Raw genomic sequence first — 26,696 nt, 5'->3', positions numbered from 1 at the left:
CGGCGACCGGCTCGGCCGCGAGCGCGCGCTCGCGGCCGTCGCCCGGGTCGCCGCCGCGGTCCGGGTCCCGGTGAGCGCCGACATCGAGGGCGGCCACGCCGAGGACGCCGCCGGCGTGGGCGACACCGTCGCGGGGGTGATCGACGCGGGCGCGGTCGGCGTCAACATCGAGGACGGCCGGTACGAGCCGGACGCCGAACCGCTGCGGACGGTGGCGGACCAGGCGGAGCGGATCGCGGCGGCCCGCGCGGCCGCCGACCGGGCCGGGGTGCCGTTGTTCGTCAACGCGCGGATCGACACCTTCCTGCGCGGGGCGGGCGGGGTCGGTCCCACCCTGGAGCGGGCGGCCGCGTTCCTCGCCGCGGGCGCCGACGGGATCTTCGTCCCCGGAGCCGTCGAACCGGGGACGGTGAAGGCGCTCGTGGCGGGCATCGACGGGCCGCTCAACGTGATGGCCGGGCCGGGAGCGCCCTCGGTGCCGGAACTGGCGGCGCTCGGCGTCGCCCGGATCAGCACCGGGGCGGGCCTCGCCCAGGCCGCCCACGCCCTGGTCCACCGCGCCGCGCGGGAGCTGCTGCGGGAGGGGACCTACGGGCCGCTGGCGGGCGGGCTGGACCACGCGGAGCTGAACGCGCTGCTCACGCGCGTGTAGCGCACACGCCGTCCACGCGCGCGCGGCCGAGACCGCGCGTCCGTGTCAGCAGGCGTCCCGCATCAGCACGGCCAGGTCGTGGTCGAGGTCGAACTGGAGGTGTTCCAGGCCGACCGGCACGAGGCCGGCGGTCGCCTCCAGGAACCGGCGTATCTCGCCCGAGCGCACGTGCACGACCGCCGTGCCCTCCGGCGCGTGGAACTCCAGCACGGTGCGGTCGTAGCCGTACGGCCGGACACGGACGTCCCCGTGGCCCTCGGGGCCCTCCAGCCCCGCCGCGAGGAGTTCACGGGAGAACGTCCAGCAGACGTCGACGCCCTCCAGGGTGGCCGGCGCGGGGAAGGACATCCGTACGGCGAACGGATCGCGCCGGTCGTAGCGCAGCGTCGCGGGGATGTTCGGCATGCGCGGTGCGGCGGCGACGAGGCGGGCCTCTACGGGCTGCTCGATCATGGTGGACAACGCCTTGCTCCCTTGTGACGGCTGGACGTACTTCCGGTGTGGCACCCGGCACTGGAGGAGACGTCGGATTCGGCCAGTCCGTGCACACGGGACACGAGTGACCTCGGTCACCGCCTTCATGCTTCGCGCCCGGCGAAGCGGCCCGGACGGTCCGCCGGACGGTCCCGGGCCCTCTGGACGGTGCCGGGGCGGTCCGCTAGCTTCGCCCGCCATGAGGCGCTTGGGGAGCACGCGACGCGAGGGACGAACGCATCGACTGCTGGCGGCGGGGGTGGCGTGCGTGGCGGCACTGGCCGCGCTGACCGTGCCGGCCACCGCCGAGGAGGCCGCGCCGGCCCGGGGCGGCGCGCACTGGGCGGAGAAGGACACCGGCGCCCCGCAGGTCCGGTTCCGCGGCCTGGCCGCCGTCGACCGCCGGACCGCCTGGCTGGCCGGTACCGGCGGCACCGTACTGCGCACCACCGACGGCGGCGGGAACTGGCGGAACGTCTCCCCGCCCGGCGCCGCCGACCTGCAGTTCCGGGACGTCGAGGCCTTCGACGCACGGCGCGCGGTGGTGCTGGCCATCGGCGAGGGCGAGGCCTCCCGCGTCTACCGGACCGATGACGGCGGCACGACATGGACGGAGTCGTTCCGCAACACCGACCCGAAGGCGTTCTACGACTGCCTCACCTTCTTCGACCACCATCACGGCGTGGCCATGAGCGACCCGGTGGACGGCCGGTTCCGCATCCTGTCCACCGGCGACGGCGGCCGCTCCTGGCGTGTTCTGCCCTCCTCCGGCATGCCGGAGGCCCTGGACGGCGAGGCCGGCTTCGCCGCGAGCGGCCAGTGCCTGGTCACCGCGGGACCGAAGGACGTCTGGCTGGCCACCGGCGGCGCCGCCCGCGCGCGCGTGCTGCACTCCGCCGACCGGGGGCGGACCTGGACGGCCGCCGACACCCCGGTGCCGGCGGGCGATCCCGCCAAGGGCGTCTTCGCGCTCGCCTTCCGCGACCGCTTCCACGGTCTCGCCGTCGGCGGTGACTACCGACCCGACCAGGCCTCGCCCCGGGCCGCCGCGGTGACCGCCGACGGCGGCCGCACCTGGCGCCCCGTCACCACCCCGCCGCCCGCGTACCGCTCCGGCGCCGCCTGGCTCCCGCACAGCCGTACCACCGCGCTGGCCGTCGGCCCGACCGGCACCGACCTGACCACGGACGGGGGCCGGAGCTGGCGCACGGTCGACACCGGTTCGTACGACACCGTGGCCTGCGCGCCCGACCTGAGCTGCTGGGCAGCCGGCGAGAAGGGCCGGGTGGCCCGGCTGGAACGCTGACGTGGGCGCGCGGAACCCGGGTACTCGTCTCCCGTCGCCGAGGACAAGGTGAGGACAGGAGGGAACGATCATGCCGGCCGGTTCCAGCCCCAAGCGTGAACGCCAGTACGAACACATCAAGGAGAGCGCGCGGGACCGGGGCGAAAGCCCCGGGCGCGCCAAGGAGATCGCCGCGCGGACCGTGAACAAGGAGCGCGCCCGCTCCGGTGAGTCCAGGACCGCCAGCCGCAGCTCGACGCAGGACATGTCGTCCGGCGAGCGCGGCGGCAGGCGGTCGGGGGGCGGCTCCCAGGGCCCGACCCGCGACCAGCTCTACAACGAGGCCAGGCAGCGCGGCATCGAGGGCCGCTCGCACATGAACAAGGACGAACTGCGGCGCGCGCTGGACGACAGGAAGGGCTGACCGGCTCCGGTCAGTCCGCCTGCTGCCGGTGGCGTTCCAGTTCCGGAGCCGTCTTCGTCGCGCGGAACTCCGTGATGCGGTACTCGCACACCCCGGCGGCGACGAACGGGTCCCCGGCGGCGATCTCCTCGATCCGGGCGCGGTCCTCCGCGACGGCGAGGATCACTCCGCCGTCGCGGGGCTCCTTGCGTCCGGAGGCCAGGAAGTGGCCCTTCTCGTACTGCTCGTCGAGCCAGTCCCGGTGCGCCGGCAGCGCGGCGTCCACGTCCTCGAGCGGGGCGGTGTACGTCAGCTCCAGTACGAACATGATCACGAGCCTACCCCGGCGCCCGCCGGGCCGTCCCGCGGTCGTACAGTCCTGTCCACCATGACGACCGTAGGCGTGCCCGCGAACTGGCCGGCGACCGAGGAGGAGGCCCGCGCCGTACAGGACGAACTGCGCGGGCGGGTGGTGCTCGACGAGGCGGGGCCGCCGCCCGGATCGGGGCTGGTGACGGGGGTGGACGTCGCCTACGACGACGAACGCGACCTCGTCGCCGCGGCGGCCGTCGTCCTGGACGCGGCGACCCTGGACGTGGTCGCCGAGGCCACGGCGGTCGGCCGGATCTCCTTCCCCTACGTGCCCGGACTGCTGGCCTTCCGGGAGATCCCGACCGTACGCGCCGCCCTGGACGCCCTGCCCTGTCCGCCGGGCCTGGTGGTGTGCGACGGCTACGGCCTCGCCCACCCGCGCCGCTTCGGCCTCGCCAGCCACCTCGGCGTCCTCACCGGCCTGCCGACGATCGGCGTCGCCAAGAACCCCTTCACCTTCACCCACGACGATCCCGCACCCCTGCGCGGCGGTTCCGCCCCGCTCCTCGCGGGCTGTGAGGAGGTGGGCCGGGCCCTGCGCACCCGGTCCCACGTCAAACCGGTCTTCGTCTCCGTCGGCCACCGCACCTCCCTGGACAACGCCCTGGCCCACACCCTGGCGCTGACCCCCCGGTACCGCCTGCCGGAGTCCACCCGTCTCGCGGACGCGCTGTGCAGGCAGGCGCTGAAGCGGGCGGTCGCCGGGGGAGGGGGCGGGGGCGGACAGGCGACCCCGTGACAGAACGGCGCGGCCCCGCGGCGGTGCCCCGTGACTGAGTACCGGGACTGAGTAGCCGTACGGATGTGCGCGGTTCCCGGTGCCCGGCAGGGTGGGCGCATGACGACGCATCGTGCGCCCAAGCCCCTCGCCGATCCGGACCGGCCCGTCGAGCGGGTCGTGAACGCCGCCCTCGTCCTCGCGGTGCTCGCCGGGCTCGGCTGGATCTGCGGGATGATCTGCGCCTTGGTGAAGTGGCCCCTCTAGGGGGCGTCTGGCGTCGGTCAGCGGCTCGCCGCGACGCGGAAGCGGATGCCCGCACCGCGCAGTCGCCCGGTGAGCGCGTCGCCCATCGCCACCGCGGTGGTGACCTGTCCGGCCGTCGGCGGGAGGTCGTCGAAGGCCAGGCTGAGCGCCGACTCGGCGAACATCTTCGCCGTCTCGTCGTAGCCCGGGTCGCCGCCCGAGACCTCGGTGAACACCCGCCGCCCGCCGCCCTCGCCGACGAAGCGGACCCGGAACCAGCTCCGGGCGCGCTTCTCGGCGCTCGGTCCGTCGCCGGGCCTGAGCCGGCCGGAGAGCCAGCGCCGGACGGGCGGCACCTGGGCGGCGGCCGCGACCGCGCCGACGGCGGCCGCCCCGCCCGCGGCGACCGGCAGGTGCCGGACCGCCGCGTAGTGCCGGTAACGGAAGTCGGGGCCGTAGCGCTCCAGTGCCTTCGCCGAACGGCGCACGATCTGCGGATCGATGGTCGGCAGCGGCAGCGCCCAGGCACCCACCTCCCGGGCGAACCTCGGCGCGCCCGCCGGTGCCGACACCCGGCGCCCCAGCAGCCGCGGCTCGTGCCGCCGGCGTTCCCGGGCCGCGGCCGCCATCTGCCCGCCGCGCGCGAACTGGTTCAGCGCGGAGGCCAGCGTGCCGCCGGAGAAGGTGGCGTCGGCCGTCACGAACCCGTCCACGGTCAGCGGTACGCCCTCCGGCAGCTGCCCGACCGTGAAGTGCACGCCCAGGTCGTGCGGTACGGAGTCGAAACCGCAGGCGTGCACCAGGCGGGCGCCCGTCTCCCGCGCGCGTGCGTCGTGCCGGACGTACATCAGGTCGACGAACTCGGGCTCGCCCGTGAGGTCGAGATAGTCGGTCCCGGCGTCCGCGCAGGCGGCGACCAGGTCCTCGCCGTACTCCAGGTACGGGCCCACCGTCGTGGCCACCACGCGCGCGTGCTCGGCGAGAGCGCGCAGGGTGGCCGGATCCCGTACGTCCGCGCGGAGCGTCCCGATGCCCGAACCGCCGGGCAGCCGCGCCCGCAGCCGCTCCAGCGCTAGTTCGTCGCGGCCCGCGACCGCCCAGCGCAGATCCTCCGGGGCATGTGCCGCGAGGTACTCCGCGGTGAGCGTGCCGACGAAGCCGGTGGCCCCGAAAAGCACCAGGTCGTAGGGACGATCCGTCCTCTTTAGCCTGCTCATGTCACCCCTTGCCTCCGCAGCCCGCGCCGCTGTCGGTGGCTGAGGCTAGCGTGAGTGGTGCGGCGCCGGACGACCAGCCCGGGAATGAGGGCTCGGGCACTTGGCTAAGCGCTTGCTCGTTCAGGTCTTGTGCCGAGTGGAACGTGTTCTTAGCATCCTCGGTGTTACATCAGTTGTGTCACACGGGCTTGGGGGCAGGACGGCATGACGACGGCAGGGACGCCGGGCCACGGTCCGCTCTCGGGTGTGCGCGTGGTCGAACTGGCGGGCATCGGGCCGGGCCCGTTCGCCGCCATGCTCCTCGCCGACCTCGGCGCGGACGTGGTCCGGGTGGACCGCCCGGGCGGTCCGGGCCTCGGCATCGATCCCGCGCACGACGTGACCAACCGCAACAAGCGCTCGGTCCTCGTCGACCTCAAGGCGCCGGACGGCGCGGCGCGCGTGCTCGCCCTGGCCGAGCGCGCGGACATCCTCATCGAGGGCTACCGCCCCGGCGTCGCCGAGCGGCTCGGCGTCGGCCCCGACGCCTGCCACGCCCGCAACCCCCGGCTGGTCTACGGCCGTATGACCGGCTGGGGCCAGGACGGCCCCCTCGCCGACCGGGCCGGCCACGACGTGACGTACATCGCCCTCACCGGCACCCTCGGCATGATCGGCCGCGCCGGGGAGCCCCCGGCGGTCCCCGCCAACCTGCTCGGCGACTACGCGGGCGGCTCCCTCTACCTGGTCGTCGGCGTCCTGGCCGCCCTGCACCACGCGCGCGCCACCGGCACCGGCCAGGTCGTGGACGCGGCCATCGTGGACGGCACCGCGCACCTGTCGGCGATGATCCACGGCATGCTGTCCGCCGGCGGCTGGCAGGACCGGCGCGGCGCCAACCTCCTGGACGGCGGCTGCCCGTACTACGGCACCTACGCGACCGCCGACGGCGGGTACATGGCGGTGGGCGCCCTGGAGACGCGGTTCTACGCGGAGTTCCTGCACCTGCTCGGCCTGGACCACCTGGCCGGGGCCCACGACGACTGGTCCCGCTGGGGCGAACTGCGCGAACAGACCGCCGCCCGCTTCAAGTCCCGCACCCGGGACGAGTGGACGGCCCTCTTCGAGGGCTCGGACGCCTGCGTGGCCCCGGTGCTGTCCCTGCGCGAGGCTCCGCACCACCCGCACCTGGCCGCCCGCGGCACCTTCACCGACCACGGCGGCATCACCCAGCCGGCCCCCGCACCCCGCTTCTCCGCGACCCCCACCCGCGTCCGCACCGGACCCGCCCGCCCCGGCGCCGACACCGGGACGGTGGCGCGGGACTGGGGCATACCTGACCCTGCCGACGACGACCTCGTCCCGGACGGCGACTGAACCCGGCCACCGGGCCACCCGACGACCCGCCCCGCCCTCGGCGACCGAGCCCCGCTCGGCCCACCCTCCCGAAAGGCACATCAGTGAGCACCGAAGCGTACGTGTACGACGCGATCCGCACCCCGCGCGGCCGCGGCAAGGCGAGCGGCGCCCTGCACGGCACGAAGCCCATCGACCTGGTCGTCGGCCTCATCCACGAGATCCGCGACCGCTTCCCGGGTCTCGACCCGGCCGCGATCGACGACATCGTGCTCGGCGTCGTCGGACCCGTGGGCGACCAGGGCTCCGACATCGCCCGCATCGCCGCGATCGCCGCCGGGCTGCCGGACACCGTCGCGGGACTCCAGGAGAACCGCTTCTGCGCCTCCGGTCTCGAGGCCGTCAACCTGGCCGCCGCCAAGATCCGCTCTGGCTGGGAGGACATGGTCCTCGCCGGCGGCGTGGAGTCCATGTCCCGCGTCCCGATGGCCTCGGACGGCGGCGCCTGGTTCAACGACCCGATGACCAACCTGTCCGTCAACTTCGTGCCGCAGGGCATCGGCGCCGACCTCATCGCCACCATCGAGGGGTTCTCCCGCCGGGACGTCGACGAGTACGCCGCCCTGTCCCAGGAGCGCGCCGCCACCGCCTGGAAGGAGGGCCGCTTCGACCGCTCCGTCGTCCCCGTCAAGGACCGCAGCGGGCTGGTCGTCCTCGACCACGACGAGCACATGCGCCCCGGCACCACGGCGGACTCGCTCGCCGGCCTCAAGCCCTCGTTCGCCGACATCGGCGAGCTGGGCGGCTTCGACGCGGTCGCCCTGCAGAAGTACCACTGGGTGGAGCGGATCGACCACGTCCACCACGCGGGCAACTCCTCCGGCATCGTCGACGGAGCCTCCCTGGTCGCGATCGGCTCCAAGGAGGTCGGCGAGCGGCACGGCCTCACCCCCCGCGCGCGGATCGTCTCCGCGGCCGTCTCCGGCTCCGAGCCCACCATCATGCTCACCGGTCCCGCCCCGGCCGCCCGCAAGGCGCTCGCCAAGGCCGGGCTGACCATCGACGACATCGACCTGGTCGAGATCAACGAGGCCTTCGCGGCGGTCGTGCTGCGCTTCGTGAAGGACATGGGCCTGTCCCTGGACAAGGTCAACGTCAACGGCGGCGCCATCGCCCTCGGCCACCCGCTCGGCGCGACCGGCGCCATGATCCTCGGCTCGCTCATCGACGAGCTGGAGCGCCAGGACAAGCGCTACGGCCTGGCCACCCTGTGCGTGGGCGGTGGCATGGGCATCGCCACCATCGTCGAGCGCGTCTGAACTCCCCGCGGAACCACGAGACCTTCACGGAGACGACTGTCATGACCGAGAGCACCACCATCCGCTGGGAGCAGGACGACACCGGTGTCGTCACCCTCGTCCTGGACGACCCCGACCAGTCCGCGAACACCATGAACCAGGCGTTCCGCGACTCCCTCGCCGCGATCACCGACCGCCTGGAGGCCGAGAAGGACTCCATCCGCGGTGTCATCCTCACCTCCGCCAAGAAGACCTTCTTCGCCGGCGGCGACCTGCGCGACCTGATCCGGGTCACCCCGGAGACCGCCCAGGAGCTGTTCGACGGCGGCCTCGCCATCAAGCGGAACCTGCGCCGCATCGAGACCCTCGGCAAGCCGGTGGTCGCCGCCATCAACGGCGCGGCCCTCGGCGGAGGCTACGAACTCGCCCTCGCCTGCCACCACCGCGTCGCCCTCGACACCTCCGGCACCAGGATCGGCTGCCCCGAGGTCACCCTCGGCCTGCTCCCCGGCGGAGGCGGCGTCGTGCGCACCGTACGGCTGCTGGGCATCGCCGACGCGCTGCTGAAGGTGCTCCTGCAGGGGCAGCAGTACAACGCGCGCCGCGCCCAGGAGAACGGGCTGGTCCACGAGGTCGCCGCGACCCCGGAGGAACTGCTCGCCAAGGCCCGTGCCTTCATCGACGCCAACCCCGAGTCGCAGCAGCCCTGGGACAGGCCCGGCTACCGGATCCCCGGCGGTACGCCCGCGAACCCGAAGTTCGCCGCCAACCTGCCCGCCTTCCCGGCCACCCTGCGCAAGCAGACCAACGGCGCCCCCTACCCGGCCCCGCGCAACATCCTGGCCGCGGCCGTCGAGGGTTCCCAGGTCGACTTCGAGACCGCCCAGGTCATCGAGGCCCGCTACTTCGTGGAGCTGGCCGCCGGCCAGACCTCGAAGAACATGATCCAGGCGTTCTTCTTCGACCTCCAGGCCGTCAACTCCGGCGCCAACCGCCCGAAGGACGTCGAGCGCCGCACCGTCCGCAGGGTCGCCGTCCTCGGCGCCGGGATGATGGGCGCCGGCATCGCCTACTCCTGCGCCCGCGCGGGCATCGAGGTCGTCCTGAAGGACGTCTCCCTGGAGGCGGCCGTCAAGGGCAAGGGCTACTCCGAGAAGCTCTGCGCCAAGGCCGTCGCCAGGGGCCGCACCAGCCAGGAGAAGGCCGACACGCTGCTCGCCCGGATCACGCCGACCGCCGAGGCGGCCGACCTCGCGGGCTGCGACGCGGTGATCGAGGCCGTCTTCGAGGACACCTCGCTCAAGCACAAGGTCTTCCAGGAGATCGAGTCCGTCGTCGCGCCCGACGCGCTGCTGTGCTCCAACACCTCCACCCTGCCCATCACCGCGCTGGCCGAGGGCGTGGAGCGCCAGGGCGACTTCATCGGGCTGCACTTCTTCTCGCCGGTCGACAAGATGCCGCTGGTCGAGATCATCAAGGGCGAGCGCACCGGCGCCGAGGCCCTCGCCCGGGCCTTCGACCTGGTCCGGCAGATCAACAAGACGCCGATCGTCGTCAACGACTCGCGCGGCTTCTTCACCTCCCGGGTGATCGGCCACTTCATCAACGAGGGCGTCGCCATGGTCGGCGAGGGCATCGAGCCCGCCTCCGTGGAGCAGGCGGCCGCGCAGGCCGGCTACCCGGCCAAGGTGCTCTCCCTGATGGACGAGCTGACCCTCACCCTCCCGCGCAAGATCCGTGGCGAGACCAGGCGCGCCGTCGAGGAGGCCGGCGGCACCTGGACCCCGCACCCGGCGGACGCCGTCATCGACCGCCTCGTCGACGAGTTCGGCCGCACCGGGCGCAGCGGCGGCGCCGGCTTCTACGACTACACGGAGGACGGCAAGCGGGCCGGGCTCTGGCCGGGCCTGCGCGAGCACTTCGCGACGGCCGGGCACGAGATCCCGTTCCGGGACATGCAGGAGCGGATGCTCTTCGCCGAGGCGCTCGACACCGTACGGCTCCTGGAGGAGGGCGTGCTGACGTCGGTCGCCGACGCCAACATCGGCTCGATCCTCGGTATCGGCTTCCCGGGCTGGACCGGCGGTGTGCTCCAGTACGTCAACGGCTACGAGGGCGGCCTGCCCGGATTCGTGGCCCGCGCGCGTGAGCTGGCCGAGCGCTACGGCGAGCGGTTCACCCCGCCCGCGCTGCTGGTGGCCAAGGCCGAGAAGGGGGAGCGGTTCGCCGACTCCCGCTCATGATCCGTTGAGCCACTCGCTCAGCTCTTCCCGCAGCGAGCGCTGGAACGTCGACAGCAGCGCCTGCACCACCAGCGGGTGCATGTGCGCCGACAGGGACTGCGCGTCCCGGGCGTCGCGCTCCGCCACCTCGCCGCGGAAGAGCTGGGCCAGCTCGCGGGCCGCGGCGCGCGAGTGCTCGACGAGCACCTTGCGCGCCGCGAGGATCGCCTCCTGCGACAGCGGTACGTCCAGCAGCCGCAGACCGAGCCGGAACAGCCCGGCGTCGACGCGGAAGGCGTCCTCGTCCTCCTGACGGACGACGTCCATCGCGGCCAGCCGCTCCATGTCCCCGGGCGTGAGCGGCCGTCCCGCCCGCCGTTCGAGTTCCCGCCGCGACACCGTCTCCGGCGCGTCCGGCGCCCAGGACGCGACCACCGCGCGGTGGATGGCCAGGTCGTGCGGGCCGAGGTCCGGCGGGAGCTGCCGCAGGTACCGCTCGATCGCCGCCAGGGTCATGCCCTGCTGCTGGAGCTCCTCGATCAGGGCCAGCCGTGCCACGTGCCCGGGGCCGTAGTGCCCCACCCGCCGCGGGCCGATCTCCGGCGGCGGGAGCAGCCCCCTGCTGCCGTAGAAGCGGACGGTGCGGACCGTGACGCCCGCCCGCGCGGCCAGCTCGTCGATGGTGAGGGCCGGCTCCCCGTCCCCGGTCGTGGCGTCCGTCGTCATGTGCAGCAGTATCGCTGTCCCACCAATGGTGTGAAACATGTGGCGACCATGTGAGAAGCGCCCCGGTGTGACATGGGCCATCGCATACGGGGTGATCTCCCTGGGAAGCTGCTGCCTTGGTCTGTACCGCGACACACCAGGGTGGTGCGGGCCAGGACCTGCACGACCCCCGGGCCCACGAGGCCCGGGCGCACCAGGAAGTGGACCCACCCGTGAGCAAGGACGCCGTGGAATCGGCACAGGCCACCGTCCGCCCCGAGGCGGACCGGACCCCCGCGGACGCGGGCGACGCCGGCTACAGCAAGGACCTCAAGGCCCGCCACGTCAACATGATCGCCATCGGCGGTGCCATCGGCACCGGCCTCTTCCTCGGCGCCGGCGGACGCCTGCACACCGCGGGCCCGGCACTCGCCGTGGCCTACCTGGTCTGCGGCGTCTTCGCCTTCTTCGTCGTACGGGCCCTCGGCGAGCTGGTCCTGTACCGCCCGTCCTCCGGGTCCTTCGTGAGCTACGCGCGCGAGTTCCTCGGCGAGAAGGGCGCCTACGTCGCCGGCTGGATGTACTTCCTGAACTGGTCGACCACCGGCATCGCCGACATCACCGCGATCGCGCTGTACACGCACTACTGGAGCCTCTTCACGGCCATCCCGCAGTGGGTGCTCGCGCTGATCGCCCTCGCGGTGGTGCTGGCGGTGAACCTGATCTCGGTGAAGATCTTCGGCGAGATGGAGTTCTGGTTCGCGATCATCAAGGTCGCGACCCTGGTGAGCTTCATGTTCGTCGGCATCTACCTGCTCGCCACCCAGCACGAGGTCGGCGGCGAGAAGCCCGGCCTGAGCGTCATCACCGACCACGGCGGCATCCTGCCGCACGGCATGATGCCGGTCGTCCTGGTCATGCAGGGCGTGATCTTCGCGTACGCCGCCCTCGAACTGGTCGGCGTCGCCGCCGGCGAGACCGCCGAGCCGGAGAAGGTCGTCCCGCGCGCGGTGAACTCGATCATGTGGCGCGTGGGCCTGTTCTACGTCGGCTCGGTCGTGCTGCTCGCCCTGCTGCTGCCCGGCTCGGTGTACTCCGCCGACCAGAGCCCGTTCGTCACCGTCCTGTCGAAGATCGGCGTGCCCGCGGCCGGCGACGTGATGAACCTGGTCGTGCTGACCGCCGCCATGTCCTCGCTCAACTCCGGCCTGTACTCCACCGGCCGCATCCTGCGCTCGATGGCCACGGCCGGCTCGGCGCCGAAGTTCACCGCCCGCATGAACCGCAGCCAGGTGCCCTACGGCGGCATCCTGCTGACCTGCGCGGTCTGCGTGCTCGGCGTGGGCCTGAACTACCTCGTGCCCAGCCAGGCCTTCGAGATCGTGCTGAACGTGGCCTCCCTCGGCATCATCAGCACCTGGGTGATCATCATGATCTGCCACCTGGTCTTCGTCCGCCGGGCCCGCGCGGGCCTCGTGACCAGGCCGCACTTCCAGCTCAGGTTCAGCCCCGTCGCCGAGATCGCCACGATCGTCTTCCTGCTGGCCTGCCTCGGCATGATGTGGAACGACCCCGAGGTCGGCCGCAAGACCCTCCTGCTGATCCCCCTGGTCGCCGTCCTCCTGGTGGCCGGCTGGTTCGGCGTCCGCCGCCGGGTGTCCCGGAACACGGACCAGGAACTGTCCCGGCTGACGAAGTAGCGGCCTGCCCCCCCCCGGCGAGACGGCCGGACCGTGCCGAGCGGTCTCGCCGGGGAAGGGCCGGACCCGGTGCCCCCGTGCACGTGCCCCGCATAAGCTGCGGTCCTACGGTGCACGACCACGGGGAGGGTGGGGGATGACCTCGCAGACCGAAGCCGCCGGAGCGGGCGGAGCGGGCGGAGCGGCGGGAGCGGCCGGAGCGATCGACGTGCTCGTGCTCGGCGGGGCCGGCGTGGACACGATCGTCCACGTCCCGGAGCTGCCGCTGCCGTACGCCGACAGTTACGGCATCGACTCCGGGATCCGTACCCGTGCCGGACAGACCGGCGACTTCATGGCCCTGGGGCTGGACGCCCTGGGCCTGCGCACCCACCACCTGGACCTGATCGGCGACGACCCCGAGGGCGACCTCGTGCGCGCCCTGCACCGGGAGCGCGGCATCGGGCTCACCGCGCTCCCCGGCCCCGCCGGGACCAAGCGGGCGGTCAACCTCGTCGGCCCGGACGGCCGGCGGCTGTCCCTGTACGACACCAGCCGCGCCCACCCCGGCGACCGCTTCCCGGAGGACACGCTGCGCGCGCTCGCCACGGCGAGCCGGCACGTCCACGTGACCATCACCCAGCCCTGCGCCGAGGCCCTGCCCGTGCTGGCCGAGACGGGTGTGCCCCTCTCCACCGACCTGCACGACTGGGACGGCGAGAACCCCTACCACGAGCCGTTCGCGCTCGCGGCGGACGTCGTCTTCCTCTCCGCGGCCGCGCTGTCCGACCCCGAGCGGACCGTACGGCGCATCGCCGAGCGGGGCCGGGCCGAGGTCGTCGTCGCCACCGCCGGGGCCGAGGGCGCGTACCTGCTGGCCGACGGCGAACTGACCCGGATACCGGCGGTGGCCCCGCCCGCGCCGGTGGTCGACTCCAACGGCGCGGGCGACGCCTTCGCCGCCGCGTTCCTCTACGGCCGCCTCGCCGGCGAGCCGCCCCTGCGGTGCGCCCGCTACGGGGCGGTCGCCGGTGCCCACGCCTGCACGGTCCCGGCCACCCGCGCCGAACCGATGGGCCGCGACGCCCTCGTCGAACGGATGGCCGCCGTCACGGCGTGAACCGTGCGGGCGTCAGTGCCCGTGCACGTCGTTCGTCGCCTCGATCCGCTGCCACGACCGGGGCCGTGCCACGTCCGTGGCAGCCCCGGCGAGCGACGCCGCACGGGCCGCCGGCGCGGCCGGCTTCGACGGCTGGAACAGCCAGGTGTCGAACAGCGCGGCCAGTGGCCTGCCCGACACCCGCTCGGCGTACTTCTGGAAGTCCGCCACCGACGCGTTGCCGTACGCGTGCTCCTTCGGCCAGCCCTTCAGAACGGCGAAGAAGGCGTCGTCGCCGATCTCCTCGCGCAGCGCCTGGATGGCGAGCGCGCCCCGGTCGTAGACGGCGGCGTCGAACTGGTGGTCCGGACCCGGGTCACCGGGCGCGACCGTCCAGAAGGCGTCGTCGGCGGGGTGCGAGGCGTACACGTAGTCGGCGAGTTCCCGCGTGGTGCCCTCGCCCTCGTGCTCGGACCACAGCCACTGGGCGTAGCGCGCGAAGCCCTCGTTGATCCAGATGTCCTTCCAGCCCTTCAGCGACACGTCGTCGCCGTACCACTGGTGGGCCAGCTCGTGCACGACCACCGAGGTGTTCGAGCCGTTCGCGAACTGCTTCGGGCTGTAGTAGACCCGGGTCTGCGTCTCCAGCGCGTACCCGGTGGTGGTGTTGGGCACGTAGCCGCCGGCCGAGGCGAACGGGTACGGCCCGAACCAGCCGCTCAGCCAGTCCACGATTTCCCCGGTGCGCTCCACACTCGCCCGCGCGGCACCGTCGTTGTCGCCGAGGTCCTTGCTGTAGGCGTTGAGGACCGGCACCCCGCCGTCCGAGGTGCCGGTGGTGATGTCAAACCGCCCGAGGGCGAGCGTGGCCAGATACGTCGCCTGCGGCTTGTTCTGCCGCCAGTTGTAGCTCGTCCAGCCGAGCTTCGAGACGGTCGACTGCAGCGTGCCGTTGGAGATGGCCTGCGTGCCGTCGGGCACGGCCACCGACACGTCGTAGGTGGCCTTGTCGCTGGGGTGGTCGTTGCTCGGGAACCACCACCAGGCGGACTCTGGCTCGTCGGCCGCCACCGCGCCGTCCGGGGTGCGGTGCCAGGTGGTGAACCCGTAGGCGCTCTTCGCCGACGGCACCCCGCCGTAGCGGACCACGACGGTGACCGCGGTGCCCTTCGCCAGCGGCTTCCCCGGGGTGACGACGAGTTCGTGCTCGCCGGACCTCGTGAAGGCCGCCTTGCCGCCGTTGACCCGTACCTCGCTCACGTCCAGCAGGAAGTCCAGGTCGAAGCTGGACAGATCCTCGGTGGTCCGCGCCTGGATGGTCGCGGTGCCCCGCAACTCGTCCGTCCCCGGCTGGTAGCGCAGCCGCAGGTCGTAGTGCGAGACGTCGTAGCCGCCGTTGCCGTAGTTCGGGTAGTAGGGGTCGCCGATGCCCGGCGCGCCCGGGGTGTGGTTCGCGGCCGATGCCGGGATCGCCAGCAGGAGGGAGGCCGCCGCCAGTGCGCCCGGCGCGATGATTCTGCGGTGCACGTCAGCTCCAAGTCTTCGGGACAGGAAGTCTGTTCGGAGCCTATTCAGTCGCTGCGGCCCCCGGCCTGTCCATGGCCCCTGCCGTCACACGATCGCCATTCGGCCGCAACAAGCCACCCGGCTGCCGTAAAGCCCTCTTCTGCACGGGAGTTGACGGGGGTACCGTCCGCGCATGCCGACACGCACGCGCTCCACGATCTGGAGAACGCTCGCCACCACGGCCGTCGCAGCCGTGACGGCCGCCCTCCTCACCCCGTCCGGCGCCCACGCCGCGCCACGCGAGAGCCGGCCCGTCTACTCCTACGCACACGCCGTCCGCGAGGCCGTATGGGTGGACACCGGCCTCGACGGGGACGGCGACGGACGGACCGACCGGGTGGCCGCCGACATCGTCCGACCCTCCGAACCGGCCCGCCAGGGCCGCAAGGTGCCGGTCATCATGGACGCCAGCCCGTACTACTCCTGCTGCGGACGCGGCAACGAGAGCCAGCTCAAGACGTACGACGCGCGGGGTCGCGTCGTCCAGATGCCGCTGTTCTACGACAACTACTTCGTGCCCAGGGGCTACGCGTTCGTCGGCGTCGACCTGACCGGCACCAACCGCTCGGACGGCTGCGTCGACGTCGGCGGCCGCTCCGAGATCCAGTCCGCCAAGGCCGTGATCGACTGGCTGAACGGCCGCGCCAGGGCCTACACCACCCGCACCGGCTCCACGACCGTCAGGGCCGGCTGGACCAACGGCAGAACCGGCATGATCGGCAAGAGCTGGGACGGCACCATCGCCAACGGCGTGGCCGCCACCGGCGTACGGGGCCTGAGGACGATCGTCCCGATCAGCGCCATCTCCTCCTGGTACGACTACTACTTCGCGCAGGGCGCCCCGCTGTACGACGGCGGCCCCGACGAGCTCGCCGGCTACGTCGAGAGCGACGCCGCGCACGCCCACTGCGCCGCCGTCCGGAAGAAGCTCGCCGACGGCAGCCCGCCCAGCGGCGACTGGACCCCGCTGTGGACCGAGCGCGACTACGTGAAGGACGCGGCCCGGGTCCGCGCGAGCGTGTTCCTCGCCCACGGCATGCAGGACCTCAACGTGCGCACCAAGCACTTCGGCCAGTGGTGGGACGCGCTGGCGAAGCACGGTGTCGAGCGCAAGATCTGGCTCTCCCAGACCGGGCACGTCGACCCCTTCGACTACCGGCGCGGCGCCTGGGTCGACACCCTGCACCGCTGGTTCGACCACGAACTCCTCGGCTACGACAACGGCGTCGACCGCGAGCCGATGGCCGACATCGAACGCCACCCCGACCAGTGGGTGAGCTCCAGGGCCTGGCCGCCGCACGGCACCCGGACCACCACTCTGCGCCCGGCCCCCGGCGCGCGGGCGGGCGTCGGCACCCTCGGCCTGCGCCCGGCCACCGGCACCGAGACCTTCACCGACGACCCCGCGCTGAGCGAGACCGACTGGGCCGCCCGGCTCACCACCCCCACCCCCGAGAAGGCCGGCTTCCTCACCGCACCGCTCACCCGCGACCTGCGCCTGTCCGGCTCGTCCCGGGTGACCGTCACCGCCACCCCGAGCACCGCCTCGGCCCATCTGTCCGCCGTCCTGGTGGACGTCGGGCCGGACACCGTCCGCGACTACGCCGACGCGGCCGAGGGCATCACCACGCTCGCCGACCGCACCTGCTGGGGCGAGAGCACGACCGGGGACAGCGCCTGCTTCAAGAAGACCGCGGCCCGGACGGTCCGGACCGACTACACGGTGTTCAGCCGTGGCTGGGCCGACCTCGGCCACCACGCCTCGCTCGGCAAGGGCGTCCCGCTCACCCCGGGCAGGGCCGTCACGATGACCCTGGACCTGGCCGCCACCGACCACGTCGTCCCCCGGGGCCACCGTCTGGCACTGATCATCGCGGGCACGGACAAGGACCTCATCGACCCGCCGTCCACCCGGCCCACCCTCACCCTGGACCTGTCCCGCACGTCGGCCCGGCTCCCGCTGACCGGAGGCACGGCGGCGTTCGCCGGGGCCACCGCCGGCAGCACGGCCGCCGCTCCGGCACCCCGGCGGCTGACCGGTGTCGGCACACCGGACCTGACCGGGCACGTCCCGGCGCCCTGACCCGTCAGGCGGCCGGGCCCGGCACCAGCCCGGCCGCCTCGCGGGCACACCCCCAGGCCACCGTGATCCCGGCCCCGCCGTGGCCGTAGTTGTGCACCAGCGGCCGCCCGTCCGGCAGCGACGCCCGTTCCAGGCGTACCGCGTCCCGGGCGGGCCGCAGCCCCACCCGGTGCGCCAGGACCCGCGCGCCGGCGATCTCCGGCCGGATCTGCGCGCACCGCGCGACGATCGCCCCGGCGGTCGCGGGATCCGGCTCCAGCGACCAGTCGCCGTCCTCCGCCGTACCGCCGAGGAGCAGCACACCGGGCTGCGGGATGAAGTAGGCCGAGGCGGCGGAGGAGTGGTCGACGGAGGTGTACCAGGTCGCGATCCCCGGGTTCTCCACCACCACGAGCTGCCCGCGCACCGGCCGCACCGCCGGGTCCGGCACCAGCGAACGGGAGCCCAGACCGGTGCAGTTGACCACGGCACCGGCGGGCACGGCCGCGAGGTCGGTCACCTCCCGCTCCTCGACCCCGCCGCCCGCCTTCGCCAACCGCAGGCGCAGCCACGCCAGATGGACCGGCATGTCGATCACCGGCAGCCGTGCCGCCAGCCCTTCCGGCACCGCCCGCAGCCCCGGCACCCGGCCCGCCCACGGGCCCAGCCCGTCCAGCCGCGTCCCCGCGTGTACACCCTCGACCAGGCGTACGCCCGTCTCCCCGGGGCGGGCCGCCAGTTCCTCGTACACGGCGAGGGACTCCAGAGCCCAGGCGCCGACCAGCGGTTCGGGCTCGATCCGGTACGGCCACCACAGTCCGCCGGCCACCGCCGAGGTCGTGCGTCCGGCGGGCTCACGCGCCCACACCCGCACCCGCCGTCCGGACTCGGCCAGCACCACGGCCGTCGTCAGCCCGGCGATCCCGCCGCCGACCACGATCACTTCGTCACTCGACTCGCGCTCCACACCCAGACGCTAGTGCTGCGACCGGAAAGATTCACCGGCTCGCGACGCCCGGCCCGGCACCTCGCCGCGTTGTCGCATCACCCGAGTACATCCAGTACGCGGGCCATGCTCCGCCCCTGCGATGCACCGCACCGGACGCCGCGAGCTTCCCGGTAAACCTTTCCGGCCACAGCACTAGGCGAAGACGTCACGCAGCGCTCACCCGTGTCCCGGTGTGGGAATACTCACAGCATGTCTGCCGCATACGCGACCTTCGGCCTGGCACCGGCGACCCGCGCCGGCGGTGTCCTCGCCGACGGCGGCTACGAGGTCCACCGCGATTTCGTGGACTTCGTCGTCGACGGCCGCCCCCTGCTGTTCCTTCTCTCCGACCTGGACGCCGTCTCCCCCCTCGCCTCCGACGTCCCCCCGGCGATCTTCGCCGAGCAGGTGCGCGGCCTGCTCCGGGAGACCGAACCCCCGCTCCCCGGCGGCCGGTTCGTGATCTACGGCTGCCCCGAGTGCGCGGACCTGGCCTGTGGCGCGGTGACCGCGGTCATCGAGCGCGACGGGGAGGACTACGTCTGGCGGGACTTCGCCTGGCAGACCGGTGCGGTCGCCGATCCGGAACTCGACGGCTACCACGGCATAGGACCGTTCCGCTTCCGCGGCGCCCAGTACCGGGCCGCGCTCGCCGCCCTCGTCGCGGACTCCGGCGGCCCCGCCGCGGTCCGCCGCCGGGTGCTGCTGATCGGCGCGCGCGTCGCCGTGCTCGCACGGCTGGCCGCCGCGCTGCGCGCCATCGGCATCGGCGCCGACATCACCCAGGACGCCGCCGGCGTGCCCGCCGAGGAACTGCGCGGGTACGGCGCGGTCGCCTTCGGCCGTGCCGTCGGCGAGGCTCGCCGCGCCGCCGTGATGGACGCTTTCGGGCGCGCCGGGGTGGCCGTCGCCCGGGTGGACGGCCTGGCCCCGATCGTCCCGCTGCTCGTCGCCCAGATCGAGCAGGCCCTGCACCGCGGCCCGCTGCCGGGCCGGCTGGCCTCCCTGGCCGCCGGCGGCGGCACGGCGGACGTGGAGGTGACCTCCGCCTGCCGGGTCCGCGTGACCGCGTACCGCCTCGACCGGCTGCGCCGCACCCACGTCCGGGACGTCTTCGACGGCCTCCTGGAGCCCGGCCGGCACCGCGTCCCACTGGACCCGGACGCGGTCAAGGGGGAGTCCTTCGTGGTGGCCCGGACCCCGGGGAGCGTGCTGGTGCGGCCGGTGGGCGGGTGAGCGCGGTGCCGCCGCACCGCACGGCGGGGAACCGCGCGGAGCACGGGGTGCCCGGGAGATTAGGATCGGCGCTCTGATGACTGCCACCCTCGTCGCCAAGAACCTCGCCGCCGGGCACGGCGACCGCTCCCTGTTCGCCGGGCTCGACCTCGTCGTCGCGCCCGGCGACGTGATCGGTCTCGTCGGTGTCAACGGCGCCGGCAAGTCCACGCTGCTGCGTCTGCTCGCCGGCCTCACCCCGCCCGAGCAGGGCGAACTGCGGCTCTCCCCGCCGACCGCGGCCGTCGGGCATCTGCCGCAGGAGCCGGAGCGCAGGCCGGGGGAGACCGTCCGCGAGTTCCTGGCCCGCCGCACCGGCGTGGCCGAGGCCCAGCGGGTCATGGACGAGGCCACCCAGGCGCTGGTCGACGGCGCGCCCGGCGCCGACGACGCCTACGCCGCGAGCCTGGAGCGCTGGCTCGGCCTCGGCGGCGCCGACCTGGAGGAACGCGCCGAGGAGGTGGCCGACTCGCTGGGCCTCGCGGTCGGCCTGGACCAGCCGATGACCTCCCTGTCCGGCGGCCAGGCGGCCCGCGCCGGTCTCGCCTCCCTCCTGCTCTCCCGCTACGACGTCTTCCTCCTGGACGAGCCCACCAACGACCTGGACCTGGACGGCCTGGAGCGCCTGGAACGCTTCGTCACCGGCCTGCGCGCGGGCACGGTCGTGGTCAGCCACGACCGCGAGTTCCTCGCCCGCACGGTCACCAAGGTCCTCGAACTGGACCTGGCCCAGGGGCGGATCAACCTCTACGGCGGCGGCTACGAGGCCTACCTGGAGGAGCGCGACGTCGCCCGCAGGCACGCCCGCGAGGAGTACGAGGAGTACGCCGACAAGCGGGGCGCGCTCCAGGACCGCGCGCAGACGCAGCGTTCGTGGATGGACAAGGGCGTGAAGAACGCCCGGCGCAAGGCCGGCAACGACAACGACAAGATCGGCCGCAAGTTCCGCAGCGAGGCCAGCGAGAAGCAGGCCGCGAAGGCCCGGCAGACCCAGCGCATGATCGAGCGCCTGGAGGTCGTCGAGGAACCGCGCAAGGAGTGGGAGCTGCGGATGGAGATCGCGGCCGCCCCGCGGTCCGGAGCGGTCGTGGCCACCCTGCGCGACGCCGAGGTCCGGCGCGGCGGCTTCACGTTCGGACCCGTGTCGCTCCAGATCGACTGGGCGGACCGGGTGGCGGTCACCGGGGCCAACGGCGCCGGCAAGTCCACCCTGCTCGGCGCGCTGCTGGGCCGGATCCCGCTCGACGCCGGACACGCCGCCCTGGGCTCGGGCGTCCTGGTGGGCGAGGTCGACCAGGCCCGCCGGCTGTTCCACGGCTCCGAGTCGCTGCTCGACGCCTTCTGCGCGGCCGTACCCGACACCGAGCCGGTCGAGGTCCGCACCCTGCTCGCCAAGTTCGGCCTGAAGTCCGACCATGTGCTGCGCCCGGCGGCGGGTCTCTCCCCGGGCGAACGCACCCGCGCGTCCCTGGCGCTGCTCCAGGGACGCGGAGTCAACCTCCTCGTCCTCGACGAGCCGACGAACCACCTCGACCTGCCCGCCATCGAACAGCTCGAGTCGGCCCTGGACGCCTACGAGGGCACCCTCCTGCTGGTCACCCACGACCGCCGGATGCTGGACGCGATCCGCGTCACCCGCCGGCTGGAGGTCGCCGCGGGCAAGGTGACCGAGCAGTCGTAACCGCTCCCGGGAGCCGGGGCCGGGATCGAGCACCCCGGCCCCGGCCCGGTCAGCGGCGGCCGTTCTTCGGGTCCACCAGGCCCGCCCGGCGCAGCGCGTCGGCCATGGCGCTGTTGGCCGGGGCCGGGGCCTGCCGGCCGGCGCGGTCACCGCCCCGGTCGCCGCCACCGCGGCCCTGCCGCTGCCCCTGGCCGCCCTGCCGCTGCTGGGGCGGGCGGGCGCCGCCGCCACGCTGCTGACGGCCGCCGCCCTGGCCCTGGCCCTGGGGCGCGGCCTCGTCGTCCAGCCGCAGGGTCAGCGCGATCCGCTTGCGCGGGATGTCCACGTCCAGGACCTTCACCTTGACGATGTCGCCCGGCTTCACCACGTCCCGCGGGTCCTTGACGAACGTCTTCGACATCGCCGAGACATGCACGAGGCCGTCCTGGTGGACGCCGATGTCCACGAACGCGCCGAAGGCGGCCACGTTCGTGACCACGCCCTCCAGGACCATGCCGGAGGACAGGTCGGAGATCTTCTCCACGCCCTCCTTGAAGGTGGCCGTCTTGAAGGCCGGACGCGGGTCGCGGCCGGGCTTCTCCAGCTCCTTGAGGATGTCCGTGACCGTCGGCAGACCGAAGGTGTCGTCCACGAAGTCGGCGGGCCGCAGCGAGCGCAGCGCACCCGTGTTGCCGATGAGGGACGCGACGTCCTGCCCCGAGGTCTTCACCATGCGCCGCACCACCGGGTACGACTCCGGGTGCACGCTGGAGAAGTCCAGCGGGTCGTCGCCGCCGCGGATGCGCAGGAAGCCCGCGCACTGCTCGTACGCCTTGGGGCCGAGCCGCGCCACCTTCTTCAGCTCGGCACGGGACCGGAACGGGCCGTTCTGGTCGCGGTGCGCGACGATGTTCTCGGCGAGGCCGGCGGAGACGCCCGACACCCGCGCGAGCAGCGGCACGGACGCGGTGTTGACGTCCACGCCGACCCCGTTCACGCAGTCCTCGACCACCGCGTCCAGCGAACGGGACAGCTTCACCTCGGACAGGTCGTGCTGGTACTGGCCGACCCCGATCGACTTCGGGTCGATCTTCACCAGCTCCGCCAGCGGGTCCTGCAGCCGGCGCGCGATGGAGACCGCGCCGCGCAGCGACACGTCCATGTCGGGCAGCTCCTGCGAGGCGTAACTCGAGGCCGAGTACACGGACGCGCCCGCCTCGGACACCATCACCTTGGTGAGCTTCAGCTCCGGGTGCTTCGCGATCAGTTCGGCGGCGAGCTTGTCCGTCTCCCGGGAGGCGGTGCCGTTGCCGATGGCGACCAGGTCGACCGCGTGCCGCTCGGCGAGCCGTGCCAGTTTGGCGATCGCCTCGTCCCACCTGTTGGCCGGGACGTGCGGGTGGATCACGTCCGTGGCGACGACCTTGCCGGTCGCGTCCACCACGGCCACCTTCACGCCCGTACGGAAGCCGGGGTCCAGGCCGAGCGTCGCGCGCGTGCCGGCCGGCGCGGCCAGCAGCAGGTCGCGCAGGTTCGCGGCGAAGACGTTCACCGCCTCGTCCTCGGCGGCCGTCCGCAGCCGCAGCCGCAGGTCGATGCCGAGGTGGACCAGGACGCGGGTGCGCCAGGCCCAGCGGACCGTGTCCTTCAGCCACTTGTCGGCGGGGCGGCCGCGGTCGGCGATGCCGAAGCGGTGCGCGATGACGCCCTCGTACGAGGACGGCCCCTCGGTGGCCTCCTCGGGTTCCAGGACGAGGTCCAGGACCTCCTCCTTCTCGCCGCGCAGCATGGCGAGCACGCGGTGCGAGGGCAGTGCGGTGAACGGCTCGGTGAAGTCGAAGTAGTCGGCGAACTTGGCGCCCGCCTCCTCCTTGCCCGCGCGGACCTTGGCGGCCAGCCGGCCGCGCACCCACATGCGCTCGCGCAGTTCGCCGATCAGGTCGGCGTCCTCCGAGAACCGCTCGGTCAGGATGGCCCGCGCGCCCTCCAGCGCGGCCTGCGCGTCCGCGACCCCCTTGTCCGCGTCGACGAACGCGGCGGCGGCCGCCTGCGGGTCGACCGTCGGGTCGCCCAGCAGCCCCTCGGCGAGCGGCTCCAGGCCCGCCTCGCGCGCGATCTGCGCCTTGGTGCGCCGCTTGGGCTTGAAGGGGAGGTAGACGTCCTCCAGGCGGGCCTTGGTCTCGGCGCCGCGGATCCGGGCCTCCAGCTCCTCGGTGAGCTTGCCCTGCTCGCGCACCGACTCCAGGATCGCCGTGCGACGCTCCTCCAGCTCCCGCAGGTAGCGCAGCCGCTCCTCGAGCGTGCGCAGCTGCGCGTCGTCGAGCATCTCGGTCGCTTCCTTGCGGTAGCGGGCGATGAAGGGCACCGTCGAACCGCCGTCGAGCAGTTCGACCGCGGCCTTCACCTGCCGCTCCCGTACGCCGAGTTCCTCGGCGATCCTGCTTTCGATGGACCCTACGAGGGGTGTCGTCACGATCCCGTACCGCCTTCTCCACTGAGGTTGCGCGGCAATTGTGGCAGGTGACGCCGACAACCGGGGATCAGGGCGACACGCGGCGGGCCGCGGGTCCGGTACGTCAGGCCCGGCTGCCGCGAGCGGAGGACGAGGCACCGCCGAACAGGCGGGCCAGGGCCCGGAACGGGAGCGTGACCACCGTCGCGATGGCCCCGCCGATCTGCCGCAACACGTCTGCGATGGCGCGGAACATGGAACATCTCCCTTCTTCCCGGACCCGGTGCCCGGGAAGATCACGTGTTCCACGGGTGGCGCCGATCATGCCCGCCGGGGCGTGTCCGATGGCAGAAAAGGTGGGGAACCCGTCATTGCGGCCATGCGGGCAGCGCCGAAGAATCGGGGCATGCCGCAGCGCACCGTTCTCCTCGTCCTGTTCGACGGCGTGCAGAGCCTCGACGTCACCGGCCCCCTGGAGGTGTTCACCGGGGCCGAGCAGCACACCCCGGGGACGTACCGCGTCCGCACCGCCTCCCTGAACGGCGGACCCGTACGCACCTCCAGCGGGCTGGTCCTCGTACCCGACGGCGCGCTCACCGCGATGCCGGACCCGGACACCCTGCTGGTCCCGGGCGGGCACGGCACCCGCGGCCCCGACCCGCGGCTGACCGACTGGCTGCGCGCGCACGGCCCGCGCGCGCGGCGCCTCGTCTCCGTCTGCACCGGCGCGATCCTGCTCGCGGCCGCCGGCCTGCTCGACGGCCGCCGGGCCACCACCCACTGGGCCTACTGCGACAAGCTCGCCCGTGACCACCCGGCCGTGGCGGTGGACCCCGAACCGATCTACGTGCGGGACGGGAACGTCGCCACCTCGGCGGGCGTGACCTCGGGCATCGACCTGGCCCTCGCCCTGGTGGAGGAGGACCTCGACCGGGAGGTCGCGCTGACCGTGGCCCGGCACCTCGTGGTCTTCCTGCGCCGGCCCGGCAACCAGGCGCAGTTCAGCGCCCAGCTCGCCGCGCAGACCGCGCGGCGCGACCCGCTGCGGGAGGTCCAGCGCTGGATCACCGAGCATCCCGCCGGGGACCTCACCGTGGAGTCGCTCGCCGCGCGTGCCCGGCTCTCACCGCGGCACTTCGCCCGCGCCTTCCGGGAGGAGACCGGCACCACCCCCGGCCGCTACGTCGACCGCGTCCGGCTCGAACACGCCCGCCGGCTCCTGGAGGACACCGGCGCCGGCGTCGAGGAGGTCTCCCGCGCCAGCGGCTACGGCACCCCCGAGGCCATGCGGCGCGCGTTCGTCAGGGCGCTCGGCACGGCCCCGGCCGAGTACCGGCGCCGGTTCCGCCCCGTCATCGCCGGCTGACCCCGTCACCGCCAACCGAAGGGACACCCCATGCAGATCGCCGTCGTCGTCTACGACCGGTTCACCGCCCTCGACGCCGTCGGGCCCTACGAGGTCCTCTCCCGGGCGCCCGGCGCCGAGACCGTGTTCGTCGCCGAGCGGCCCGGCCCCGTCCGCACCGACACCGGCGCCCTGGCGCTCGTCGCCGACCGGTCCCTGGACGAGGTACGCGCCCCCGACGTCGTGGTCGTGCCCGGCGGGCCCGGCCAGAGTGCGCTGATGGAGCACGGGCCGCTGCTCGACTGGCTGCGTGCCGCCGACGCCACCAGCACCTGGACCACCTCGGTGTGCACCGGCTCCCTGCTGCTGGCGGCCGCCGGGCTCCTCGACGGCCGCCGCGCCACCTCGCACTGGCTGGCCCTGGACCAGCTCGAGCGCTACGGCGCCGCGCCGGCGGAGGAACGGGTGGTCTTCGACGGCAAGTACGTCACCGCCGCCGGCGTCTCCGCCGGCATCGACATGGGCCTCACGCTGCTCGGCCGGATCGCGGGTGACGAACACGCCCAGGCGGTCCAGCTGGCCACCGAGTACGACCCCCGGCCGCCCTACGACGCCGGGTCCCCGCACAAGGCCCCCGCGCGCGTGGTGGAGCGCCTGCGCGCCGGGAGCCGGTTCATCCTGCGGTAGTCCAGGTGAAGCGCGGCTGCCTGCGCTCCAGGAACGCGGCGACCCCCTCGGCGGTGTCGCCGCTGCCCCGCGCCTGCTCCGCCCAGTGGCCGTCCCGGTCGGTGCGGCCGTCCGCGAACTCCTTGGCGGCGGCCTGGGTGAGCTGGGAACGCGACGCGAGGACACGCGTCAGCTCGGCGACCCGCTTGTCCAGTTCTCCCTCGGGCAGCACCTCGTCGACGAACCCCGTGCGCAGCGCCCTGCCCGCGTCCATCAACTCGGCGGTGAAGAGCAGGTACTTGGCGGTCGCGGGGCCCACCAGCGAGACCAGCCGCCGGGTGGACGACGACGGGTAGACGATGCCGAGCCGGGCCGGGGTCACCCCGAACAGGGCGCCCTCCTCCGCCAGCCGCAGATCACAGGCGGCCGCGAGCTGGGACCCGCCGCCCACGCAATGGCCGCGGACCGCGGCGAGGGTCGGCACCGGGAACGCGGCGAGGGCCTCCTCGGCCGCCACGGCCAGCCCCTGTGCCTCCTGCGGCGATCCCTGGAGCGTGGAGATGTCGGCGCCCGCGCAGAAGGTACCGCCCTCGCCGGTCAGGACCAGGGCGCGCACGCGCGGGTCGCCCGCCAGCTCCTCCAGGAGCGGTGGCAGGGCCCGCCACATGGCGGCCGTCATGGCGTTGCGCTTGGCCGGATGACGGATCACGACGGTGGCGACGGAGTCGGTGACCTGGTGCGACAGCGTTGGCTCCATGAGGCCGGATGCTATCGACCCCGCCGTGCCGCCCGGCCGGGTGGGCGTGTGCGCGGGCGGACGCGGCGCTCGTCGCGACGGACGGCGCGCGCCAAACCCGTACAACCCGAATAGTTCGTGAACCTTGCACGGGAGGAACAGGAACAGTCCCGTGTCTGCCGGTGTCATACGCAGGCGGTCAGAACCGTTCGATACCAGCTGACTTCTGTTCAGTCATCGG

The 26,696-nt window shown here is 73.6% G+C and carries 24 protein-coding genes; 15 read left to right on the top strand and 9 right to left on the bottom strand.

What is annotated here, in order from left to right; translation table 11 throughout:
* The coding region (locus ACWCPN_RS30490; protein WP_451212612.1) for an isocitrate lyase/phosphoenolpyruvate mutase family protein at window positions 1–652 on the top strand (652 nt) is incomplete at its 5' end.
* A gap of 45 nt (window positions 653–697) precedes the next feature.
* On the opposite strand, the gene ACWCPN_RS30485 is transcribed toward ACWCPN_RS30490, so the two are convergent.
* A complete protein-coding gene (locus ACWCPN_RS30485) occupies window positions 698–1,114 on the bottom strand; it encodes a spore wall synthesis regulator SsgD (RefSeq protein ID WP_365124167.1) in 417 nt (138 codons plus the stop codon).
* Window positions 1,115–1,325: 211 nt separating this feature from the next.
* On the opposite strand from ACWCPN_RS30485, the gene ACWCPN_RS30480 reads away from it, so the two are divergent.
* Together ACWCPN_RS30480 and ACWCPN_RS30475 are read left to right on the top strand one after the other, a co-directional pair.
* Window positions 1,326–2,432: a WD40/YVTN/BNR-like repeat-containing protein gene (locus tag ACWCPN_RS30480; RefSeq protein WP_451212609.1), complete on the top strand. Its 1,107-nt coding sequence runs from the start codon at window positions 1,326–1,328 to the stop codon at window positions 2,430–2,432.
* Between the two features lie 70 nt (window positions 2,433–2,502).
* Window positions 2,503–2,835 carry a plasmid stabilization protein gene (locus ACWCPN_RS30475; RefSeq protein WP_451212607.1) on the top strand — a complete coding sequence of 111 codons (333 nt, stop codon included), beginning with the start codon at window positions 2,503–2,505 and terminating at the stop codon, window positions 2,833–2,835.
* Between the two features lie 10 nt (window positions 2,836–2,845).
* Here ACWCPN_RS30475 and ACWCPN_RS30470 read toward each other — a convergent pair whose 3' ends face one another.
* Window positions 2,846–3,142 (bottom strand): YciI family protein, encoded by a 297-nt coding sequence (locus ACWCPN_RS30470; RefSeq protein WP_451212604.1) that lies wholly within the window; start codon window positions 3,140–3,142, stop codon window positions 2,846–2,848.
* 60 nt (window positions 3,143–3,202) lie between these two features.
* On the opposite strand from ACWCPN_RS30470, the gene ACWCPN_RS30465 reads away from it, so the two are divergent.
* Together ACWCPN_RS30465 and mmpA are read left to right on the top strand one after the other, a co-directional pair.
* The gene (locus tag ACWCPN_RS30465; protein WP_451212601.1) at window positions 3,203–3,925 is read left to right on the top strand and encodes an endonuclease V; all 723 of its coding nucleotides are present in this window, start codon (window positions 3,203–3,205) and stop codon (window positions 3,923–3,925) included.
* Between the two features lie 99 nt (window positions 3,926–4,024).
* Window positions 4,025–4,171 (top strand): morphogenic membrane protein MmpA, encoded by a 147-nt coding sequence (gene mmpA / locus ACWCPN_RS30460; RefSeq protein WP_451212598.1) that lies wholly within the window; start codon window positions 4,025–4,027, stop codon window positions 4,169–4,171.
* A 17-nt stretch (window positions 4,172–4,188) separates the two neighbouring features.
* Here mmpA and ACWCPN_RS30455 read toward each other — a convergent pair whose 3' ends face one another.
* Complete coding sequence (locus ACWCPN_RS30455) at window positions 4,189–5,367, bottom strand: saccharopine dehydrogenase family protein (RefSeq protein ID WP_451212596.1); 1,179 nt, start codon at window positions 5,365–5,367, stop codon at window positions 4,189–4,191.
* Window positions 5,368–5,571: 204 nt separating this feature from the next.
* Here ACWCPN_RS30455 and ACWCPN_RS30450 point away from each other — a divergent pair, with 204 nt between their 5' ends.
* The 3 genes from ACWCPN_RS30450 (at window position 5,572) to ACWCPN_RS30440 (ending at window position 10,243) form a co-directional block, all read left to right on the top strand.
* Entirely contained in the window at window positions 5,572–6,723 is a 1,152-nt protein-coding gene (locus tag ACWCPN_RS30450; RefSeq protein ID WP_451212594.1) for a CaiB/BaiF CoA transferase family protein, read from the top strand.
* Window positions 6,724–6,806: 83 nt separating this feature from the next.
* Complete coding sequence (locus ACWCPN_RS30445; RefSeq protein WP_392292563.1) at window positions 6,807–8,021, top strand: acetyl-CoA C-acetyltransferase; 1,215 nt, start codon at window positions 6,807–6,809, stop codon at window positions 8,019–8,021.
* Window positions 8,022–8,062: 41 nt separating this feature from the next.
* On the top strand, window positions 8,063–10,243 hold the full coding sequence (locus ACWCPN_RS30440; RefSeq protein WP_451212590.1) for a 3-hydroxyacyl-CoA dehydrogenase NAD-binding domain-containing protein: 2,181 nt from the start codon (window positions 8,063–8,065) through the stop codon (window positions 10,241–10,243).
* Here ACWCPN_RS30440 and ACWCPN_RS30435 read toward each other — a convergent pair.
* Window positions 10,238–10,948, bottom strand: a complete 711-nt coding sequence (locus ACWCPN_RS30435) for a MerR family transcriptional regulator (protein WP_451212587.1) — start codon at window positions 10,946–10,948, stop codon at window positions 10,238–10,240. The two genes, ACWCPN_RS30440 and ACWCPN_RS30435, sit on opposite strands and share 6 nt — an antisense overlap.
* Before the next feature lie 212 nt (window positions 10,949–11,160).
* Here ACWCPN_RS30435 and ACWCPN_RS30430 point away from each other — a divergent pair, with 212 nt between their 5' ends.
* Together ACWCPN_RS30430 and ACWCPN_RS30425 are read left to right on the top strand one after the other, a co-directional pair.
* A complete protein-coding gene (locus ACWCPN_RS30430) occupies window positions 11,161–12,627 on the top strand; it encodes an amino acid permease (protein WP_451212584.1) in 1,467 nt (488 codons plus the stop codon).
* A gap of 136 nt (window positions 12,628–12,763) precedes the next feature.
* Window positions 12,764–13,726, top strand: coding sequence for a PfkB family carbohydrate kinase (locus ACWCPN_RS30425; RefSeq protein ID WP_451212581.1), 963 nt, complete (start codon window positions 12,764–12,766; stop codon window positions 13,724–13,726).
* A gap of 12 nt (window positions 13,727–13,738) precedes the next feature.
* Here the strand turns inward: ACWCPN_RS30425 and ACWCPN_RS30420 are convergent, their stop codons facing one another.
* Window positions 13,739–15,232 carry a M1 family metallopeptidase gene (locus tag ACWCPN_RS30420; RefSeq protein WP_451212578.1) on the bottom strand — a complete coding sequence of 498 codons (1,494 nt, stop codon included), beginning with the start codon at window positions 15,230–15,232 and terminating at the stop codon, window positions 13,739–13,741.
* Between the two features lie 172 nt (window positions 15,233–15,404).
* On the opposite strand from ACWCPN_RS30420, the gene ACWCPN_RS30415 reads away from it, so the two are divergent.
* Window positions 15,405–17,354 carry a Xaa-Pro dipeptidyl-peptidase gene (locus ACWCPN_RS30415; RefSeq protein WP_451212575.1) on the top strand — a complete coding sequence of 650 codons (1,950 nt, stop codon included), beginning with the start codon at window positions 15,405–15,407 and terminating at the stop codon, window positions 17,352–17,354.
* 4 nt (window positions 17,355–17,358) lie between these two features.
* On the opposite strand, the gene ACWCPN_RS30410 is transcribed toward ACWCPN_RS30415, so the two are convergent.
* The gene (locus tag ACWCPN_RS30410; RefSeq protein WP_451212623.1) at window positions 17,359–18,276 is read right to left on the bottom strand and encodes an FAD-dependent oxidoreductase; all 918 of its coding nucleotides are present in this window, start codon (window positions 18,274–18,276) and stop codon (window positions 17,359–17,361) included.
* A 255-nt stretch (window positions 18,277–18,531) separates the two neighbouring features.
* On the opposite strand from ACWCPN_RS30410, the gene ACWCPN_RS30405 reads away from it, so the two are divergent.
* On the top strand, window positions 18,532–19,557 hold the full coding sequence (locus ACWCPN_RS30405; protein ID WP_451212572.1) for an oxidoreductase: 1,026 nt from the start codon (window positions 18,532–18,534) through the stop codon (window positions 19,555–19,557).
* Between the two features lie 76 nt (window positions 19,558–19,633).
* The gene (locus ACWCPN_RS30400; protein WP_451212570.1) at window positions 19,634–21,277 is read left to right on the top strand and encodes an ABC-F family ATP-binding cassette domain-containing protein; all 1,644 of its coding nucleotides are present in this window, start codon (window positions 19,634–19,636) and stop codon (window positions 21,275–21,277) included.
* A 49-nt stretch (window positions 21,278–21,326) separates the two neighbouring features.
* On the opposite strand, the gene ACWCPN_RS30395 is transcribed toward ACWCPN_RS30400, so the two are convergent.
* Complete coding sequence (locus tag ACWCPN_RS30395; protein WP_451212567.1) at window positions 21,327–23,729, bottom strand: Tex family protein; 2,403 nt, start codon at window positions 23,727–23,729, stop codon at window positions 21,327–21,329.
* Between the two features lie 103 nt (window positions 23,730–23,832).
* On the bottom strand, window positions 23,833–23,964 hold the full coding sequence (locus ACWCPN_RS30390; RefSeq protein ID WP_014676189.1) for an LPFR motif small protein: 132 nt from the start codon (window positions 23,962–23,964) through the stop codon (window positions 23,833–23,835).
* A 150-nt stretch (window positions 23,965–24,114) separates the two neighbouring features.
* Between ACWCPN_RS30390 and ACWCPN_RS30385 the strand changes: the two genes are divergently transcribed.
* Window positions 24,115–25,074 (top strand): GlxA family transcriptional regulator, encoded by a 960-nt coding sequence (locus ACWCPN_RS30385; protein WP_451212563.1) that lies wholly within the window; start codon window positions 24,115–24,117, stop codon window positions 25,072–25,074.
* Between the two features lie 30 nt (window positions 25,075–25,104).
* The gene (locus ACWCPN_RS30380) at window positions 25,105–25,740 is read left to right on the top strand and encodes a DJ-1/PfpI family protein (protein WP_451212560.1); all 636 of its coding nucleotides are present in this window, start codon (window positions 25,105–25,107) and stop codon (window positions 25,738–25,740) included.
* On the opposite strand, the gene ACWCPN_RS30375 is transcribed toward ACWCPN_RS30380, so the two are convergent.
* Entirely contained in the window at window positions 25,727–26,476 is a 750-nt protein-coding gene (locus ACWCPN_RS30375) for an enoyl-CoA hydratase/isomerase family protein (protein WP_451212557.1), read from the bottom strand. The two genes, ACWCPN_RS30380 and ACWCPN_RS30375, sit on opposite strands and share 14 nt — an antisense overlap.
* Window positions 26,477–26,696 lie beyond the last annotated feature (220 nt).

Source organism: Streptomyces sp. NPDC002386, from assembly GCF_053593175.1.
Note: the sequence above shows the minus strand (reverse complement) of the source record. Positions and strands in the feature narration are given on the sequence as shown.